Below are 18,952 nucleotides of genomic sequence, written 5' to 3' on the forward strand. Positions count from 1 at the left end.
GTTTCTTCTATATTTATAAATATTTAAGGTGTTTTAAAAATTTTCAAAGTCGTGTGTCTCTACTGATGGAAGTCTAAACGGCGGATACACAAGAAACCGCGCCGTTACTACTTTCTCTTTTTGCTCATTGACCGCTTCCACCTCAATCGTAACAGTTTTAGAAGAAACATCTACCTCTGTCACTTCAAATAAAAATTCAATCGTGCTATAATGGTGAATCTTTTTGGGGAAGGTTACCGTATGTTCTGCAACGTGGCTTCCAGGTCCGGGCAAATACTTTGAAATGGCTGCTGTCATAATACCGGTAATCATAATACTTGGCACAATAGGTTTTTTAAAAGGGGTCTGAGATGCGTAATCATGCTGAATGTATAAAGGGTTCGAATCATTTGTCAGCCCTAAGTACAATAAGATATCCTTATCTTCAATTCGTTCCGTTAGCGTTAATTTTTCTCCAACTTTTATATCTTCAATACTTCGGCCTATTTTTTGTTTTTTACCTAATATCATCATCATTCCACCTTTTGTATAAAGTAATAGCTTTTCTTTATATACAAGAAAAATTCGAGGTTTCCCTCGAATTTTCCTTGTGAATATTGTTTGAATATTGATAAAAACCTATACTCAAACCTATTTTATGGTATTAAGCTAATACACCCATGACAGTTTTAACTGATTTTGCTGATTGATCTAAAGAAGCTTTTTCAGAATCAGTCAGTTCTAATTCAATTACCTGCTCAATTCCTGCGGCTCCTAATACGGTTGGAACACCTAAGTAGATGCCGTTATAACCATACTCACCCTCTAGGTAAGCAATCGCTGGTAAAATGCGACGCTGATCTTTTAGGATCGCTTCTGTCATTTCCACTAAAGAAGCAGCAGGAGCGTAGTACGCACTTCCATTACCTAATAAGTTAACGATCTCGCCGCCGCCTTTGCGTGTTCGTTCAACAATTGCTTCAAGGCGCGCTTTTGGAATAAGCGTTTCAAGAGGAATACCGCCAGCATATGAGTAGCGTACAAGAGGTACCATATCATCGCCATGTCCACCAAGTACAAAACCTGTGATATCTTTTACTGAAATGTTTAACTCCTGCGCTACGAACGTACGGAAACGTGCAGAATCTAATACACCTGATTGACCAATTACGCGGTTTTTAGGAAAACCAGATTCTTTAAATACCGTGTACGTCATAGCATCTACCGGGTTTGTTAACACGATAATATGACAGTTTGGTGAGTATTTAACAATTTCTTGAGTAACAGACTTCATGATCTTTTGGTTCGTTGTTACTAGATCATCGCGACTCATACCTGGCTTGCGTGCGATACCAGCTGTAATAATGACAATGTCAGAATCAGCTGTGTCTTCGTAGTTGGCTGTTCCTGTAATGTTAGCGTCAAATCCTTGTACGGGACTTGCTTCTAACATATCCAGCGCTTTACCTTTAGCTGGATTTTCTAATTGCGGAATATCAACTAATACAACATCAGCTAACTCTTTTTGACCAATTAAAAAAGCAGTTGTAGCTCCCGTAAAGCCCGCTCCGATAACAGATACTTTTTTACGCATATTTGCCATTATAATTCCTCCCCTAAATGAATAGCTATTAAACTGTTACTTGTTTTCCTAGATTGCTAATTAATTCATCAGCGAACTCTGAACACTTCACTTCTGTTGCACCATCCATTAAACGTGCGAAATCATAAGTTACTACTTTTGAAGCAATTGTTTTTTCCATTGATTTCATGATTAAATCCGCTGCTTCGTTCCAGCCAAGGTGTTCAAGCATTAACACACCTGATAATAATACAGAAGATGGGTTTACTTTATCTAAACCAGCATATTTAGGTGCTGTACCGTGAGTTGCTTCAAAGATAGCATGTCCAGTTTCATAGTTGATGTTTGCTCCTGGAGCAATTCCGATACCGCCAACTTGCGCCGCTAATGCATCTGAAATATAATCTCCATTTAAATTCATTGTTGCTACTACATCGAATTCACGTGGACGAGTTAAAATTTGTTGTAAGAAGATATCTGCAATTGAATCTTTTACAATAATTTTTCCTGCTGCTTCCGCTTCTGCTTGAGCTTTGTTTGCAGCCTGTGCACCTTCTTTTTCAACGATGCGGTCATATTGTGCCCAAGTAAATACTTTATCGCCGAATTCTTTTTCAGCTAGCTCATAGCCCCAATTTTTAAATGCGCCTTCTGTATATTTCATAATGTTACCTTTGTGTACAAGCGTAACAGACTTGCGGCCTTGTTCAATTGCGTAGTTGATTGCTGCACGCACAAGACGCTCTGTTCCTTCAGAAGAAATAGGCTTAATACCTAATCCAGAAGTTTCAGGGAAACGGATTTTATTTACGCCTAATTCCGTTTGTAAGAATGAAACAAGCTTTTGTACTTCTTCAGAACCCTTCGCATATTCAATACCAGCATAAATATCTTCAGTATTTTCACGGAAGATAACCATATCTGTATCTTCAGGGCGCTTAATTGGAGAAGGTACGCCGTCAAAGTAGCGAACAGGACGTAAGCATGTGAATAAGTCTAATTCTTGACGCAATGCCACGTTTAGAGAACGAATTCCACCGCCTACTGGTGTTGTTAATGGTCCTTTGATTGCAATTATGTATTCGCGAATTGCATCTAATGTTTCTTCCGGTAACCATTCGCCAGTTTGATTAAATGCTTTTTCACCTGCTAATACTTCTTTCCAAACGATTTCTTTTTCACCATTGTATGCTTTTGCAACCGCTGCTTCTAATACGCGAGAAGCTGCTGCCCAGATATCCGGACCAATTCCGTCACCTTCGATAAATGGAATAATTGGGTTATTTGGTACGTTTAACACGCCGTTTGCTACAGAAATTTGTTCACCTTTTGTCATGAGAATGACCTCCTTAAAAAATTTGTCTACTTTCACTTATGGAAAAGTGCTCAACGAACGTGAGCACCTTCGTCACATTGTTTAGCTGCGCTCTTCAAGCGGAATGTACGTTTGTTTTCCAGGACCGATATAATCAGCTCTTGGACGAATCAAACGATTGTTTGAATACTGCTCTAAAATGTGAGCAATCCATCCTGATACGCGGCTTACGGCAAAGATCGGAGTAAATAGATCGTGATCAATCCCTAAGCTGTGGTATACAGAAGCTGAATAGAAGTCAACGTTTGGCGGAAGCTTTTTCTCGCCTGTTACGATCTCTTCAATTTTTACTGACATATCGTATAGCGTTGTATCTCCTGCTTGTTTGGTAAGTTTTTCAGACATTTCTTTCAAGTGCTTGGCACGAGGATCACCCTGTTGATACACACGATGTCCAAATCCCATAATCTTTTCTTTTTTCGCGAGCTTTTCGCGAATGTAAGGTTCTGCGTTTTCAACTGTTTGAATGTCAGACAACATTTTCATAACAGCTTCATTCGCTCCCCCGTGAAGAGGACCCTTTAACGCTCCAATAGCGGCTGTAATTCCTGAATAAATATCGGATAACGTTGCCACACAGACACGAGCTGTAAAAGTTGAAGCATTTAGCTCATGGTCAGCGTGTAAGACAAGTGCTTTATCAAATGCCTCTACTTGGATATCAGTTGGCTCTTCGCCGGTTAACATATATAAAAAGTTAGCGGCAATGCTATAGTTTTCGTTTGGTTCAATTGGCTCTAATCCGTTACGGACTCTTGAAAAAGCCGTTACCACCGTTGGTAATTGTGCTTGCAAACGAACAGCTTTGCGATAATTTGCTTCTTCATCCATTAAATCAGCTTCAGGATCGTACAACCCCAATAGTGATACGACTGTTCTTAAAGCTGCCATTGGATGAACATCTTTAATTGGATAAGTTTTGAAATGATCTAAGACTTCTTGGGGTAATTTAGCGTTTTCTGCTAGTAATCTAGAAAACACAGATAATTCTTCTTTGTTAGGTAATTTTCCGTGCCATAGTAAATACACCACTTCTTCAAATGTTGCATAATTCGCTAAATCATCAATATTGTAGCCTTGATATGTTAAAGTGTCATCAATAATTGAACTCACTGCTGACGTTGTAGCGACTACCCCTTCTAGACCTCGAGTTGCTGTCATAAATCTCCACTCCTTTACAGAAAAAATTCCCCATACCTTTCTGTGTAAAACGTGAAAAACAAAATTGAGCCTCTGCTCAACTAGACATTAAATGATATACGAAGCGCCTCTTTTGAATATATATCTTGGAAGAACATTCCTTTACCCCACGTAAAGAAAATGCTTACATTTCCATTTGTTTCAATAACACACAAAATCAAAACATCTGCATGTGTCATTGCTTTGTTACAGCCCTATAGGTAAAACATACAATTGTATGTAAAAAGATGCGGCCTCAAAATATATTATAAACAATTATCTGACTTTTGTGAATCAAAAGAGAGAAGAAATTTTAAAAAAATTATTATTATACAAAAATTTCTACGAAAAAAGTTCGGTTAATTTCATAAATAAATAAGCAATTCCAGCACCGATTAACGGACCTACTGCCACCCCTTGAAACAGCGCCACAGCAAGAATTGTGCCAAAAACTAAAGCGGTCGTAATATGCGGATCATCTTCCAAGAGTGTAAGTCCATATTTGGCAATAATTGCTACAGCAATTCCCGCTCCTAGAGCAATCCAGGCATAAGAAGATTTCACAGCCTCTCCTAATTGTTTGAATCCTATGTCTCCTGTTGCAATCGGCACAAGAACGGCAATTGTAATAACCGTTACTCCAATATTAATTCCTTTTGATTGTAGAAACGGAAAAACCTTACCGTCTAACCCGATTAATTTTAAAATAAGTAAAAATGCAACTGCAATGATTAATGATTGATTTTTAGCCACTAATCCAATTACGAGTAAAACAGCTAAAAAAAGCATGGGTTGTGAGAACATTTTACTCATCCTTTCTTTTTTTATTGTGATAAATCTAAAGCGTATGACGTAAATATTTTATGAGTAGCTTTTTCTTTTGTTAACTATCGTTTACAAGGAGGCCTCTATTTATTGTGTACAAGCTTCATTTACACCGACTATTTCGCTTAGCTTGTGTGTTGGCAATTATTGCAGCATCTATATTTCTTAGTTATTATGTCTCTTCTCTCATATATCCATTTATTATCGCCTGCTGCATCGCTTTTTTTATAAACCCTATGGTTAATCTATTTGAATTGAAGCTGCGCTTACCCCGCTACTTAGCTGTTTTACTGTCAATGGTTCTTATCTTCTCTCTTTTGGCCGGACTTATTACGTTACTTATCACAGAAATCATTGCAGGAAGTACGTATTTAGCGAAAGTTGTTCCCACAAATTTCAAAGAAGTGGTCATATTTATTGAAAATATTGCTACAGAACAAATACTTCCATTTTATGAACGCATTACTTCTATGTTTAACAACTTAAATACCGGTCAGCAAGCAACTATTTTATCGAACATTAAAGGGGTAGGCAACCATATCGCTCAAACCGTGGGCGATTTTTTGCAAAATGTATTGCAAAGCATCCCAGTACTTTTATCCGTATTGCCTAATGCAGCGACTGTGATTATTTTTTCATTGCTGGCTACTTTTTTTATTAGTAAAGATTGGTACAAGCTGATGGCTAAAAGCAGCTTGTTTATTCCTAAAAAAGTAAGAGAAAATGGACAGACAGTTGTTGTGGAGCTTAAAAATGCACTGTTTGGTTTTATTAAAGCTCAGCTTACGCTTATTTCGATTACCACAATCATCGTTCTTTTTGGTTTACTTGTTCTTAGGGTTGATTATGCTATTACAGTCGCTTTATTAATTGGCTTAGTAGATATTCTTCCTTACCTCGGAACAGGACTGGTTTTTGTTCCTTGGATGATTTATGCCTTTGCAACAGATAACGTGTCATTTGCTGTAGGGCTCTCGGTACTATATGCTGTAGTACTTGTGCAGCGACAAATTATGGAACCAAAAATTTTGTCATCAAGCATTGGTCTTGATCCTCTCGCTACATTAATTGCTTTATTTGTAGGATATCAACTGATTGGATTTTTCGGATTAATAGTTGGCCCTGTTATTCTTGTTATTCTAAAAACTCTTCATACAACGGGGGTTTTTAAAGAAACGTGGCAGTTTATTATAGGAAAATGAAAAAGTGTGTGAAAGAAGCTTCTTTCACACACTTTCTAATTAACGAATAATCGTCATTCGATTACGTCCTTGAAAAAATCTTCTTAGCCACGTTAAAAGAAAAGGCTTAACGATTCTGCGTGTAAACGGCAGTAAAAAGATAAAGCCTACAACATCTGTCAAGAAGCCTGGAAACAGCAGAAACAGTCCGCCAAATAGTACACACATACCATCAAGGATTTCACCGCTCGGAACATGTCCCTGGCTCATCTGACGCTGTGCTTTTTGAAAAAGAGATGTTCCTTGTTTTTTCGCTAGAAACGCACCAATAAAACTGGTAGCAATAATCAGTAAAAATGTTGACATGACACCAATGAGATGACTTGAATAAATCAAAATCATTACCTCAACAGCAGGTACAATAAGAAGGAGCGGAAGGAGCTTCCTCACCATCATCACCTCTTCGCTTATTGAATTGCCTAAACAAAAAGAGAAGGGTTCCCCTTCTCTTTTTTCTATCATCTACGTGTTCTTACAGTACGCTTGCGTGTCCGTTGTATACAACACCGCGTGAAGCATCAACTGTAATATCTTGATCTTCCGAGAATACGCTTGTTGCGTTTTCTACGCCTACAATGACAGGAATGCTTAAGTTTAACCCTACTACAGCTGCATGGCTTGTTAGACCGCCTTCTTCTGTAATAAGAGCTCCTGCTTTTTCAATTGCACCGATCATATCGCGATCTGTGCTGTTTGTAACAAGGATAGCACCTTCAGTCATTTTTGCATTTGCTTCTTCAGCAGTTTTAGCAATAACTACTTTACCAACTGCTGCTTTACGACCAATTCCTTGTCCTTTAGCAAGAACGTCACCTACAACTTGAACTTTCATTAAGTTCGTTGCACCTGATTCTCCAACTGGAACACCAGCTGTAATAACCACTAAGTCGCCGTGTGCTACAACGCCTGTTTTTACTGCGTCATTTACAGCGTGATCTAACATATCGTCAATTGTATTTACGCGCTCACCAACAACTGGTGTAACACCCCATACTAGAGACAGACGACGTGCAACAGAATCGTTTGCTGCAACAGCTACGATTGGAGATTGCGGACGATATTTAGAAACGATTTTCGCTGTATAACCACTTTCTGTTGGCGCTACGATTGCACTAGCGTTTAAGTTAAGCGCTGTGTGTACAACAGATTGTCCAATTGCATCTGTAATAGATGGGCCAACTTGCTTGCTGCGCTGTTGTAAAATCTCAGAGTAGTTTAGAGCTTGCTCAGCACGAGAAGCGATTGAATGCATTGTTTGTACAGCTTCAACTGGGTAAGAACCTGCAGCTGTTTCACCAGATAACATAATTGCATCCGTACCATCAAAGATAGCATTGGCAACGTCACTTGCTTCCGCACGAGTTGGGCGCGGGTTGCGTTGCATTGAATCAAGCATTTGTGTAGCTGTAATAACTGGTTTGCCAAGCGCATTACATTGTTTGATTAGATCTTTTTGTACTAATGGTACTTCTTCAGCAGGAATTTCTACTCCTAAGTCACCACGAGCAACCATTAAACCGTCTGAAACTTCAAGAATTTCCTTGATGTTATCTACGCCTTCTTGGTTTTCAATTTTTGAGATGATTTGAATGTGAGCTGCATTGTGTTTTTCTAGTAGTTCACGAATTTCTAATACATCAGATGCGCGACGCACAAAAGAAGCAGCGATAAAATCAATGCCTTGTTCGATACCGAATACAATATCGCTTGCATCTTTTTCAGTGATACCAGGAAGGTTTACACTTACGTTTGGCACGTTTACACCTTTTTTATTTTTTAATGTACCTGGGTTAAGTACTTTTGTTTTGATTTCACCGTCAGTTTTATTGATTTCTAGTACTTCAAGACCGATTAAACCGTCATCTAAAAGGATTTTTGATCCTACGTGTACGTCTTCAATTAGACCTGGATATGTAATTGAGAATTTTTCAGTTGTTCCCACTACTTCTGTCATAGAAACAATGATTTCAGAGCCTTCTTGTAACTCAATTGCACCATTTTCCATTGTGTTTGTACGAATTTCAGGTCCTTTTGTATCAAGTAAGATACCTACTGTTTTACCTGTTTGTTTCGCAGCTTCACGAATGTTAACAATACGTGCACCGTGCTCTTCAAAGTCACCGTGAGAGAAGTTTAGACGACAAACGTTTAAGCCTGAGTTAATTAGTTCAACTAATTTTTCTACACTTTCACTCGCTGGTCCAATAGTACATACAATTTTAGTTTTACGCATTCAAATTTCCTCCTATATATTTACTATTTACTCTTTAGATAGGGCAAATAGCTATTTCTTTTACTAACCTTGTACTAGCAGGCTATGAACAAATATTTTGTTGCCCTGACTTGTTCACCTTGCTTTACGTGTAACTTATGAAATACCTACGTAGCGCTGAATCAAATAGCAAACAAATACACAGCACTTTAACGATGAATTTCTTCATCGTTTGCTTCTTGTTTTACTATTCCCTGCAATTCATACAGCAATACTTGCTGCCTGATTTGTCTTTTAGAGAAAAGACAAACGCTCGCACAGCTGCTAATAACCATAGGAAATTTTTTAAAAACACTCTTTTTCTACTTTTACTTAAAGGTTTTTGCTGTCTATAAAATACCACGAAGAACTTGTAAACACAATAGAGAAGGGCTATACAAACCGCACAAAAACGCGCACCCTTATTTTTCAAGAGTGCACGTTTCTTTATTTTATAGTAATGGCATCGTTTTCAGCTGCAAATTGTCCGATTTTTTTGTATTTTAAATAACGCTCTTCCACTAGCTCTTCTTTTGATAAATTCATCAGCTCTTTTAATGATTTCTTGATAATGCCCTCCATGTATCCAGCTTGTGCATCGATATCTCGGTGAGCTCCGCCTTTTACCTCTGAAACCATTTCATCTACAATACCCAGTTCTTTCAAATCTGGTGCTGTAATCTTCATCGTTTCAGCAGCTTTTTTCGCAAGAGAAGAATCTTTCCAAAGAATGGCTGCCGCTCCTTCTGGAGAAATAACTGAATACGTGGAGTTCTCAAGCATATGAAGGTGATTTCCTAAACCTAATGCCAAGGCTCCCCCGCTTCCTCCTTCTCCAATTACAATGCAAATAACAGGTACAGTTAAGCCAGCCATTTCGAAAAGGTTTTTCGCAATAGCTTCGCTTTGTCCGCGCTCTTCTGCCGCTTTTCCTGGATAAGCTCCTTTTGTATCAATAAAGCAAACAATTGGGCGGTTAAATTTCTCCGCTTGCTTCATTAGACGCAGTGCTTTACGGTAGCCTTCAGGGTGAGGCATACCAAAATTACGGCGAATATTTTCTTTCGTATCTTTACCTCTCTGATGTCCAATCACGGTAACAGGCACGCCATTAAACTTGGCAATTCCTCCTACGATTGCTTCATCATCTCCATAAAAGCGATCTCCATGACACTCTAAAAAGTTTGTAAACAAGCGCGAAATATAATCGAGTGTTGTAGGACGCTCAGGATGACGAGCAATTTGAACACGGTTCCATGGGCTTAGATGATTGTAAATATCGTTTTCTACTTTTTCTAAGCGATTTTCTAACTTATCAATTTCGCTAGATAAATCCACTTCTGTGTTTTTAGCAAACTCTTTAAGCTCTGCAATCTTGTTTCGCAACTCGACAATTGGACGTTCAAATTCTAATTCGCTTACCACTCGATGTCACCTCCTGCTACGTGTATATCTAAAATAGTTGTTAACGTTTCTTTTAAATCATGACGGTCAATAACTCCGTCTAGCTGACCATGCTTCAACAGAAATTCCGACGTCTGAAAATCTTCTGGAAGCTCTTCTCTAATTGTTTGTTCAATAATACGTCTTCCAGCAAAGCCAATTAACGCGCCCGGCTCGGCTAAATTATAATCCCCTAACGAAGCAAAGCTTGCTGACACGCCCCCTGTAGTAGGATGTGTCATAATCGAAATGATTAAGCCGCCTTCATCACTGAACATTTTAAGAGCTGCGCTAGTTTTAGCCATTTGCATCAAGCTCAGAACACCTTCTTGCATACGTGCACCGCCTGAAGCTGTAAAAATAAGGAATGGAACATGCATTTCCTTCGCTTTTTCAATGGCGCGAGTAATTTTCTCGCCGACTACAGAGCCCATGCTTCCCATACGGAAGTGTGAATCCATAACAGCAACTACTACTTTAATGCCTTCAATATCTCCTTCACCCGTAACAATCGCTTCACTCAAATTAGTTTTCTCACGATCTTTTTCGAGCTTTTCGAGATAATCAGGGAACCCAAGAGGATTTTCTGACGTCATATCTTTGTCGTATTCAACAAACGTTCCGCTGTCGATTAAGCTTTCGATACGCTCTGGTGCTGTCATTTGATGATGATATCCACAGTTTAAGCATACTTTTAAGTTTTTATTTAACTCTTTCGTATACATTATTTTTTTACACTTTTTACACTTGGTCATAATTCCTTCAGGTACATCTTGTCTCATATGCTCAGAAGGAATCGTAGCATATTTTCGTTTTTTTGGAGTTTTTGTGTTTTTTGTAAATAAATCTCGTAACAAGGTGTAACCTCCTTTTGGTTCTTTTCTTTATCATAAGAACCTTTATTCTTCCTCTTCTTCTACTATTTACAAGTTGTGAAAATCCGCCTCAAATACAAATCAAGTGACGGATAGACAAAAATTGGACGAATTGTTCGCTTCACTTTATTAGTTGCTATTTACTTTACTAGATGACTGTTTGATTTTGTGTAGAAAGATGGCATGTCTCTTTCGACAAATTCCTTCTTTCACACTTGTTTGTAGCACTGATGGTGAAGATTTAATACAGCTGCTTCATCTTTTTTAGCTAACGCCTCTACTAATTCACTTATCAGAGTGTCGCTTGGCGCTGAGTTTTGTTGAAAAGTTTGAGAAAAACGGCAAATAATCAACCAGATTCGGTGTAATAGCCGATTAGGCTGCAAAGAAAACAAATAGTCAAACAAGTTCTTCAAACAATCGTCATTCTGCTTTTGAATTGCTTTCGAAACATTGATTTCGTCCTGTTCCGCTAAAACAAAATACAAACAGCTCTTTTCAAGAATATATCTCGTCTGAATTAAATCTGATTTTGTTTTACCGTCTTGTACTAAAAAAGTAGGTAATAAATCAATAAATTGATGATCCCCTACTTCTTTAATAAACGTACCTTCACCTCTTCTAGTTTCAATCAACCCAATTAGCTCTAACGCTCTGAGCGCTTCTCGAACGGAAGAACGTCCTGCGCCTAACCGTTCAGAAAGCTCTCGTTCTGACGGGATTTTATCCCCCGTAGTTAAACGATCGTCTTCCATTAGCTGGCGAATTTGTTTTAGAATTTCTACATATACTTTTGAACGTTCATTCTTCAAGTTTACTACCACTCACTTTACATTACTTTAACAGGCATGCTTGAAGCATCATGCCTGTCAAAGAACAGTTGATGTAACCTTATTCAATAATCGCTAAGCGACGTGTGTTTTCAGCTACGGCTTCTGGCTTTACTTTTATTCGGGCAACGCCTGTTTCCATAGCTGCTTTTGCAACAGCGGCGGCTACTGCCGGAGCCACTCGTGCATCAAATGGACCTGGAATCACATAGTCTGTATTCAAGTCCTCTTCCGTAATTAAATTAGCAATGGCCTCAACTGCAGCCATTTTCATTTTTTCATTAATATGAGTAGCACGTACATCTAGTGCACCTCGGAATATCCCCGGAAACGCTAGGACATTGTTCACTTGATTAGGAAAATCAGAACGTCCGGTGCCGATTACTTTCGCGCCAGCTTTTTTAGCTTCTTCTGGCATAATTTCAGGCACCGGATTTGCCATTGCAAAAATGATTGGGTCTGGATTCATCTTTCCAATCATCTCCGGTGTGAGTGCTCCTTCAACCGAAACTCCAATAAATACGTCAGCTTCTTCTAACGCATCAGCTAACGTACCTTCTACTTTGCTTCGATTTGTATAGGCTGCAACTTCATCTTTTATACGGTTCATGCCGTGAGGACGCTTGTCATAAATCGTTCCTTTGGAATCACACATAATGATATCGCGCACTCCATAGCTGTATAATAATTTAATAATAGCAATGCCAGCAGCTCCTGCTCCATTCGCTACCACTTTGATTTGTGACATTTTTCTTCCTGTCAGCTTCAGGGCATTAAGAAGACCCGCTACCGTAACAATAGCCGTCCCATGCTGATCATCATGAAAAACCGGGATATTTGTTTCCTTTTTCAACCGCTCTTCAATTTCAAAACAGTTAGGAGCCGCAATATCTTCTAAATTAACGCCTCCAAAAGTAGGTTCTAGCAATTTAACAGTTTCTATAATTTTGTCCACATCTGTCGTGTTTAAACAAATTGGGAATGCATCTACGCCGGCAAAACTTTTAAAAAGGACAGCTTTCCCTTCCATTACTGGCAGAGCAGCCTCGGGACCTATATTGCCTAAGCCCAATACGGCAGTGCCATCAGATACAACAGCTACCATATTTCCTTTCATCGTATATTCATATACATTGTTTACATCATCATATATTTCTTTGCAAGGTTCTGCTACACCAGGGGAATAAGCAAGGCTTAAATCCTCTGCGTTTCGAACAGGAATTTTGGACTTTGATTCTAGTTTACCTTTGTTAATGCGGTGCATATGCAATGCTTCTTCACGTAAAGACAATGAATTTCACTCCCAATAAACAAAATGATAACAAATACTGCGCCTGAACCATGTTCTTTCCCACACTACTCATATGATGTTATAAATCCAATTGCATTTCATTTCAAGAAAAACGCATCTAATTCGTATATTTCATAAAAAACGGTGGTCAGACCACTTTTTTAACTATTTTACCATATAACATCACATGAAATCTGTAAAGACTATATCTTCTTGAACACAACGTGCTTCTCTCCCAGCATTGCTTTTAAAGTGTTTATTAACTCGTCGCTTCGTTCAATAGAATAGTGAACGGGAAGCTTGACCAATTGACGTTCTGCCTCATAATAAATTTTTACGGGGATTTTCCCTCTATGAGACTGAAAATGCTGGTAAATAGTATGAAGCAGCTTTTCTGTACCTTGCTTTGTTTCTATACGTAAGTATAATTCTTCTGACGGTAGTTTTTGAACCGCTTCGCTAGCAGCTTCAGCACGTTGACAAACAATTTGCTGCTGCCCATTTCTTTCATCTATCTTTCCTTGTATCAGTAAAACCTTACCTTGTTCAAACAGCAGACGATTCTGCTCAAATACGCGGGGAAACGCAACAACTTCTCCTTCTCCACTTTCATCCGTGATGCGTAAAAAAGCCATTTGCTCTCCTTTTTTCGTTCGAATGACGCGAATTTCCAACACAAATACTAAAAGAGAGACCGCTTTTCCTGAAGCGTATTCTTTCATATCGTGAAGAGAAACAACAGAATAAAAGGAATTCAGCGCTTCATACTGAGAAGCAGGGTGGCTTGATAAATAAAAACCTAGCATATCTTTTTCATACTGAAGCCGATCTTCTATTTTCAGTTCCTCTTTTTCCATATATTTAGGCTTTAACGAAAATTCATCTCCAAATCCAAAGTCATCATCTGGCAGTACCAAGCTTGCATGTTCAAACGCTACATCAATCGTTGCTAATAAAGTAGCTCGATTTTCTCCAAACTCATCAAAGCCTCCAGACAGAATCAAAGCTTCAAGCGCCTTTTTATTCACGGCTTTTTGTGAAACACGGGCACAAAAATCAAATAAGTCTTCAAATCTTTTTTTCTTTCGCTCTTCTGTTATTTCCTGCATAGCTGCTGCACCAATATGTTTAATCGCTGCAAGGCTATACCTTATACTTTCACCTTCTACGTTAAACGAATACATGCTCTTGTTAATAGAAGGTGGGAGAACTTGTATTTTTTTTCTTTTTAGTTCATTAATATATTGAGCAATTTTCCCTTCGTTTCCAATAACGCTCGTTAGTAAAGCTGAAAAGAACTGCAGCGGGTAATGTGCTTTCAAATAAGCTAACTGATAGGCTACCATACTGTAAGCAACGGCATGACTTCGGTTGAAGCCATAATCAGCAAAACGCACAATAAGGTCATACACTCGATTAGCAACGGATAGGTCATATCCTTTCTTCTTGCTTCCTTGGATAAAATGAGCTCGTTCACGATCCAACACTGACCGTTCTTTTTTACTAACTGCTCTTCTCAACAAATCTGCTTCTCCAAGAGAAAAACCGGCCATTTTTGAAGCAATCTGCATAATTTGCTCTTGATACACGATAACGCCGTGCGTGGATTGTAAAATGTCTTTAAGCGTAGGATGATCATATATTACCTTCACCACTCCATGCTTGCGCTTAATATAGGTTGGAATATTTTCCATCGGACCAGGTCTATACAGCGCGTTAACTGCTACAATATCTTCTAGCTCTGTAGGTTTTAATTGCTGAAGAACTCTTCTCATTCCATCTGACTCTAGCTGAAAAATACCGGTCGTATCTCCTTTACTCAGCAGTTCAAAAGTTTTTTGATCGTTAAACGGTATATGAGACAGTGCCAGCTTTCGATTCATGTCCCGCTCAATTTTCTTTAAAATATGATCTAAAATGGTTAAGTTGCGCAAACCTAAAAAGTCCATTTTCAAAAGCCCAACGTCTTGCAGAGCTTCCATTGGATATTGAGTCAGATATACATCATCATGTCCTTCTTGTACAGCTACAGATTGCGTCAGCGGCTTCTCACTAATCACAACGCCTGCTGCATGCGTAGAAGTATGCCTTGGCAGTCCTTCTATCTTCATGGCAATGTTGTACCATTGTTTTCTGGCTTCATTTTCGGATAAATAGTCTTGAAGAACTCTTGAATCACGAAGAGCGCTTTTCAACGTTGTACCTGGTTTAGTTGGAATCGCTTTGGACATTTTGTTTAGCGCGTCTTGATCAAATCCCATCACTCTCCCTACATCACGTACGGCTGCTTTAGCTGCTAATGTTCCAAATGTAATGATTTGAGCTACGTGCAGCGCTCCATATTTTTGAGCCACATACTGAATGACTTGATCTCGTTTGTTATCAGGAAAATCAATATCAATATCAGGCATCGAAATACGTTCAGGGTTTAAAAAGCGCTCAAATAAAAGCTGATGCTGAATTGGATCAACATTTGTAATTCGCAAGGCGTATGAGACCAGTGAGCCTGCTGCTGAACCACGGCCTGGGCCCGTTAGGATACCGTGTTCATGAGCATAATTCATAAAATCCCATACGATAAGAAAGTAATCACTAAAGCGCATATTTTCAATAATGTTCAGCTCATAATCCAAGCGTTCCTCATATTGTTCCGTGATCACTTGAACTCTTTCTTGCAATCCTTTTTCGCAGAGAGTGCGCAAGTAGGCTGATGATGTAACAGACGGGGGAACAGGATATTTTGGAATGGACATTACACCTAGAGAAATTTCGAGCTCGCATCGACTTGCGATTTTTATACTTTCTTCTATTAAAAAATGCTGGTCATGAAAGAGATCTTCCATTTCATCAGGTGATTTGAAATAGTACTCGCTGCTCTTACTTTTTACCTCTTCATCGCTATGTAATTTCTCTCCGTCTCGAATAGCTGCTAAACACTCATACGCATCCCGATCTTCTTTTTTTAAATATTTCACTTGATTCGTCGCAACAAGCGGGATATTTTCTTCAGCAGCAAGTTCCGTTAACTGCTGATTTATAAAAGCTTCATCCTGTTCGTGGCGCTGTATCGATATATACAAAGACTGCGAATATACTTTTTTAAAGAATTGAAGCACTCGCTTAGCATCTTGAAGTTTGTTTTCTGCTAGCAGGGTTTCAACTTCTCCAGTTACACCGGGTGTAATAGCAATCAACCCGCCGCTATAATGATGGAGCCATTTTTTATTTACACCGTGTTTTTCCTTGGTTTGAACTAAACTGCTTAGTTTTAATAGATTTTCATATCCCTTATCATTTTCCGCTAACAAAACTAAAGGGTACGCTCGCTCGCTTTCTTCATGTTCTAGGATTGATAATGTGAGCCCAATAATTGGCTTGATCCCTGCTTTCACGCAGGCTTTATAAAAAGGAATGACTCCGTACATCACGTTTTCATCAGTCAAAGCAATCGCTTCATAGTTCATTTTCTTAGCTGTTTCTACAAGTTCATGAATACGAACGGAACTGCTTAATAAGCTATAAGAACTTTGAAGCTGCAAGTGAACAAAAGGCACAGGACTTCCCACCTTTCTTTAATTCTTTATTCTTATTATAAATTTTGTTGCCGGCGTAGACAAATTACATAACTCTGAGCGTTTGTCCATATATATGTAGGAAGCGTGATTCATTGATAAACTAGTAAAGGAGGACACGTCATGACAAAAGAGCCTTTTATGTCTCTTTTCATTTGGAGTTATTTCACTTCATTAGGTATTATTTTAGGCGGTTCATTAATTGGAGCATTTGCGGGGTTTTTAATTGGAAAATCTCCTTTATACGTCATGCATACCCTCAGCAATAGTTTGAAAATCTGGGCAATTGTCGGAGCAATTGGAGGAACATTTGATACGTTTTACAGCTTTGAGCGCGGACTCTTTGAAGGAGCCACAAAAGATGTATTCAAACAAATCCTTTTAATTCTATCCGCTATGGGAGGAGCTCAGACCGGGGCTCTTATCATCAAGTGGTTAACTCAGGAGCATTTTGTATGAGGGTACCCAGCGAGCGAATGTTCAAGCGCTCCGACTGGCAGCGTTTTTTTGCCGGTATAGTCATTGGAGCAATTGTTAGCTGGGGGGTGTTTTTAACGATTTATGGCGTTTCAAGAGATAGAGAGCTAGAGGAAGTTCGAATTGCTAATGATAAGCTAGAAAAAGCAAATTTGCAAATTAGCGCATGGCAAGAAGATGTAAAAGCATTAAACAAGGAAATGAAGCAGCATTTGATTATTCAGAATGTGAAAGTAAAATTAGTAAATGGCAATCGTTATAAAGTAAACTCTGTGGTTGAATACAATATTCAAAAAAGCGTCGACGAAGAAGCACAGCACTTAATTGCCCAAGATATTGAAAGTGCGTATCGAAGCAGGGATATCTTAAAAAAAGCAATTGAAAATAAAAAATACGAATTCGATAAAACGATTTATGAAGTTGAAGTTCATCAAATTTATTTTTATACAACGCTTTCGATTGAAGTTCGAATTAAAAAGATGGAAAAAGTACTATAAAAAGCCGCTGATTTAAAATCAACGGCTTATTTTACAGATTACTGCTGACTGCAGAGCTCTTCTAAATCAAGTAGTAAAGGCTCTACTTCTTCCCATGAATAAATGGAAGCGCCGGACGCAAGAGGATGGCCTCCTCCGTTGTATTTTCTAGCAATTGTATTAATGAGAAGCTCTTTTGAACGAAGGCGAACACGAATTTGATTTTCTTCCTCCACAAAAAACACCCACGTTTTTACTCCATCAATTTGCCCTAACGAACCGACTAGCTGAGAAGCATCAGCTGGTGTCACATCATATTTTCGAAGAATTTCATTTGGAATTTTCATATGAGCAACTCCTGCTGGAGACATCGTAAAGTTTTGCAGCACGTATCCGTGTAAGTGAGCGACGTTTTCTTTTGTTTTGTATAACTGATCATATACATCTTTAAAATTGAAACCATATTGAATCAATTCACTTGCATAGCAAAACGTTTTCGGCTTTGTATTTGGAAATAAAAATCGACCCGTATCTCCGACGATACCGCTGAAGATCAGCTTTGCTCCTTCATCATTAAGAGATAAACCCTTTTCTTTTCCTTCCAAGTAAAATTCATAAATCATTTCGCTTGTTGAAGAAGCAGACGTCTCAACCCAAAGCAAATCACCGTAAGGAGTTTGGTTTGGATGGTGATCAATTTTAATGACCATTTTTCCATTTACGTAGCGCTGATCTGATACTCGTGCTTCATTAGCCGTATCACAAACAATGACAAGCGCACCCTCATAGGTCTCATCAGCGATATCATCCATCCGGTATAAAAATTTTAATGACTCCGCTTCTTCTCCCGTTACGTATACCTTCTTCTCCGGAAAAGATGTTTTTAACAATTCCGCTAATCCGCACTGAGATCCGTATGCATCTGGATCTGGACGAATGTGCCGGTGAATAATGATGGTGTCAAACTGCTTAATAGCTTCTAATATTTGTGCTTTCATTTTCTCTCTCCCGTCAAGACTGTTCTTATTTTATGTACGCACCACGTGCACTTACATTTCCACAGCGCTGTATCCATATTATTTATTAAATCATATCTCTTCTCTTTTTTAAAAGAAGAATCAATCAATAGTAGAATTTTCTGTCATCGACCTGTAAAATAATAGATACTACTGTAAACACTTTCAACACTACTGCTTACTAGCATCTAGAAACATTACGGATAGAAATACACCGGACTGGAGGGGCGTCTGTGCCATTTTTTATGATTTTAATCGTTGTGTCCTTTGTTTTCTACATGTATTTAAAAGTAAAATACGTACGTTCGAAACGCCAAATGGAACGAAAGTGGATTTCCGCTAAGTCGAGTATTTGTCTTGGCTCTTTTGTATTATTTTTTGGAATCAATCAATGGTTTATTTACGAAACAAGCCTTTCGCTTATCATCGGCATACTATTTGTATTATTCGGTTCAGGCAGCATATTAGCAGGTATCAAAGCTTACAAGTACTATCAGCCTTATGCAATAAAAGAAGCTGATCAAATGTAAAAGAAGCTGC

General features: G+C 38.6%; 17 protein-coding genes. 4 read left to right on the plus strand and 13 right to left on the minus strand.

Annotated elements, in window-relative coordinates; all coding sequences use genetic code 11:
* Positions 1-33: 33 nt before the first annotated feature.
* From LJC66_RS24190 to LJC66_RS24210, 5 genes are all read right to left on the minus strand, one after another.
* Positions 34-510 carry a MaoC family dehydratase gene (locus LJC66_RS24190; protein WP_230933672.1) on the minus strand — a complete coding sequence of 159 codons (477 nt, stop codon included), beginning with the start codon at positions 508-510 and terminating at the stop codon, positions 34-36.
* A 133-nt stretch (positions 511-643) separates the two neighbouring features.
* Entirely contained in the window at positions 644-1,582 is a 939-nt protein-coding gene (mdh, locus tag LJC66_RS24195; RefSeq protein ID WP_195695820.1) for a malate dehydrogenase, read from the minus strand.
* A gap of 28 nt (positions 1,583-1,610) precedes the next feature.
* A complete protein-coding gene (gene icd, locus LJC66_RS24200) occupies positions 1,611-2,903 on the minus strand; it encodes an NADP-dependent isocitrate dehydrogenase (protein WP_255255780.1) in 1,293 nt (430 codons plus the stop codon).
* A gap of 75 nt (positions 2,904-2,978) precedes the next feature.
* On the minus strand, positions 2,979-4,097 hold the full coding sequence (gene citZ, locus LJC66_RS24205; RefSeq protein WP_016765709.1) for a citrate synthase: 1,119 nt from the start codon (positions 4,095-4,097) through the stop codon (positions 2,979-2,981).
* A 360-nt stretch (positions 4,098-4,457) separates the two neighbouring features.
* Complete coding sequence (locus tag LJC66_RS24210) at positions 4,458-4,919, minus strand: DUF441 domain-containing protein (RefSeq protein WP_013059446.1); 462 nt, start codon at positions 4,917-4,919, stop codon at positions 4,458-4,460.
* 113 nt (positions 4,920-5,032) lie between these two features.
* Between LJC66_RS24210 and ytvI the strand changes: the two genes are divergently transcribed.
* Entirely contained in the window at positions 5,033-6,142 is a 1,110-nt protein-coding gene (ytvI, locus tag LJC66_RS24215) for a sporulation integral membrane protein YtvI (protein ID WP_195695818.1), read from the plus strand.
* Between the two features lie 39 nt (positions 6,143-6,181).
* Here the strand turns inward: ytvI and LJC66_RS24220 are convergent, their stop codons facing one another.
* From LJC66_RS24220 to dnaE, 7 genes are all read right to left on the minus strand, one after another.
* A complete protein-coding gene (locus tag LJC66_RS24220) occupies positions 6,182-6,574 on the minus strand; it encodes an FxsA family protein (protein WP_025750656.1) in 393 nt (130 codons plus the stop codon).
* 79 nt (positions 6,575-6,653) lie between these two features.
* Positions 6,654-8,414, minus strand: a complete 1,761-nt coding sequence (gene pyk, locus LJC66_RS24225; RefSeq protein ID WP_195695817.1) for a pyruvate kinase — start codon at positions 8,412-8,414, stop codon at positions 6,654-6,656.
* Positions 8,415-8,879: 465 nt separating this feature from the next.
* Positions 8,880-9,857, minus strand: a complete 978-nt coding sequence (gene accA / locus LJC66_RS24230; RefSeq protein WP_195695816.1) for an acetyl-CoA carboxylase carboxyl transferase subunit alpha — start codon at positions 9,855-9,857, stop codon at positions 8,880-8,882.
* Positions 9,851-10,732, minus strand: coding sequence for an acetyl-CoA carboxylase, carboxyltransferase subunit beta (gene accD, locus LJC66_RS24235; RefSeq protein WP_013059451.1), 882 nt, complete (start codon positions 10,730-10,732; stop codon positions 9,851-9,853). Before accD ends, accA begins: the two co-directional genes overlap by 7 nt.
* A 227-nt stretch (positions 10,733-10,959) precedes the next feature.
* Positions 10,960-11,562 (minus strand): FadR/GntR family transcriptional regulator, encoded by a 603-nt coding sequence (locus tag LJC66_RS24240; RefSeq protein ID WP_230933673.1) that lies wholly within the window; start codon positions 11,560-11,562, stop codon positions 10,960-10,962.
* Between the two features lie 79 nt (positions 11,563-11,641).
* Complete coding sequence (gene ystJ, locus LJC66_RS24245) at positions 11,642-12,871, minus strand: NADP-dependent malic enzyme (RefSeq protein WP_013059453.1); 1,230 nt, start codon at positions 12,869-12,871, stop codon at positions 11,642-11,644.
* Between the two features lie 203 nt (positions 12,872-13,074).
* Complete coding sequence (dnaE, locus tag LJC66_RS24250; protein WP_230933674.1) at positions 13,075-16,425, minus strand: DNA polymerase III subunit alpha; 3,351 nt, start codon at positions 16,423-16,425, stop codon at positions 13,075-13,077.
* A 141-nt stretch (positions 16,426-16,566) separates the two neighbouring features.
* Between dnaE and ytrH the strand changes: the two genes are divergently transcribed.
* Both ytrH and ytrI read left to right on the plus strand, forming a co-directional pair.
* A complete protein-coding gene (ytrH, locus tag LJC66_RS24255; protein WP_013059455.1) occupies positions 16,567-16,902 on the plus strand; it encodes a sporulation membrane protein YtrH in 336 nt (111 codons plus the stop codon).
* Entirely contained in the window at positions 16,899-17,417 is a 519-nt protein-coding gene (gene ytrI, locus LJC66_RS24260) for a sporulation membrane protein YtrI (RefSeq protein ID WP_057233227.1), read from the plus strand. Before ytrH ends, ytrI begins: the two co-directional genes overlap by 4 nt.
* Positions 17,418-17,455: 38 nt before the next feature.
* Here ytrI and LJC66_RS24265 read toward each other — a convergent pair whose 3' ends face one another.
* Entirely contained in the window at positions 17,456-18,394 is a 939-nt protein-coding gene (locus tag LJC66_RS24265) for a DHH family phosphoesterase (RefSeq protein WP_230933675.1), read from the minus strand.
* Between the two features lie 251 nt (positions 18,395-18,645).
* Between LJC66_RS24265 and LJC66_RS24270 the strand changes: the two genes are divergently transcribed.
* Positions 18,646-18,942, plus strand: coding sequence for a YtpI family protein (locus tag LJC66_RS24270; protein ID WP_230933676.1), 297 nt, complete (start codon positions 18,646-18,648; stop codon positions 18,940-18,942).
* Positions 18,943-18,952: the final 10 nt, after the last annotated feature.

This window comes from Priestia sp. TSO9 (assembly GCF_021029645.1).
In the GTDB taxonomy this organism is placed as follows: Bacteria; Bacillota; Bacilli; order Bacillales; family Bacillaceae_H; genus Priestia; species Priestia megaterium_E.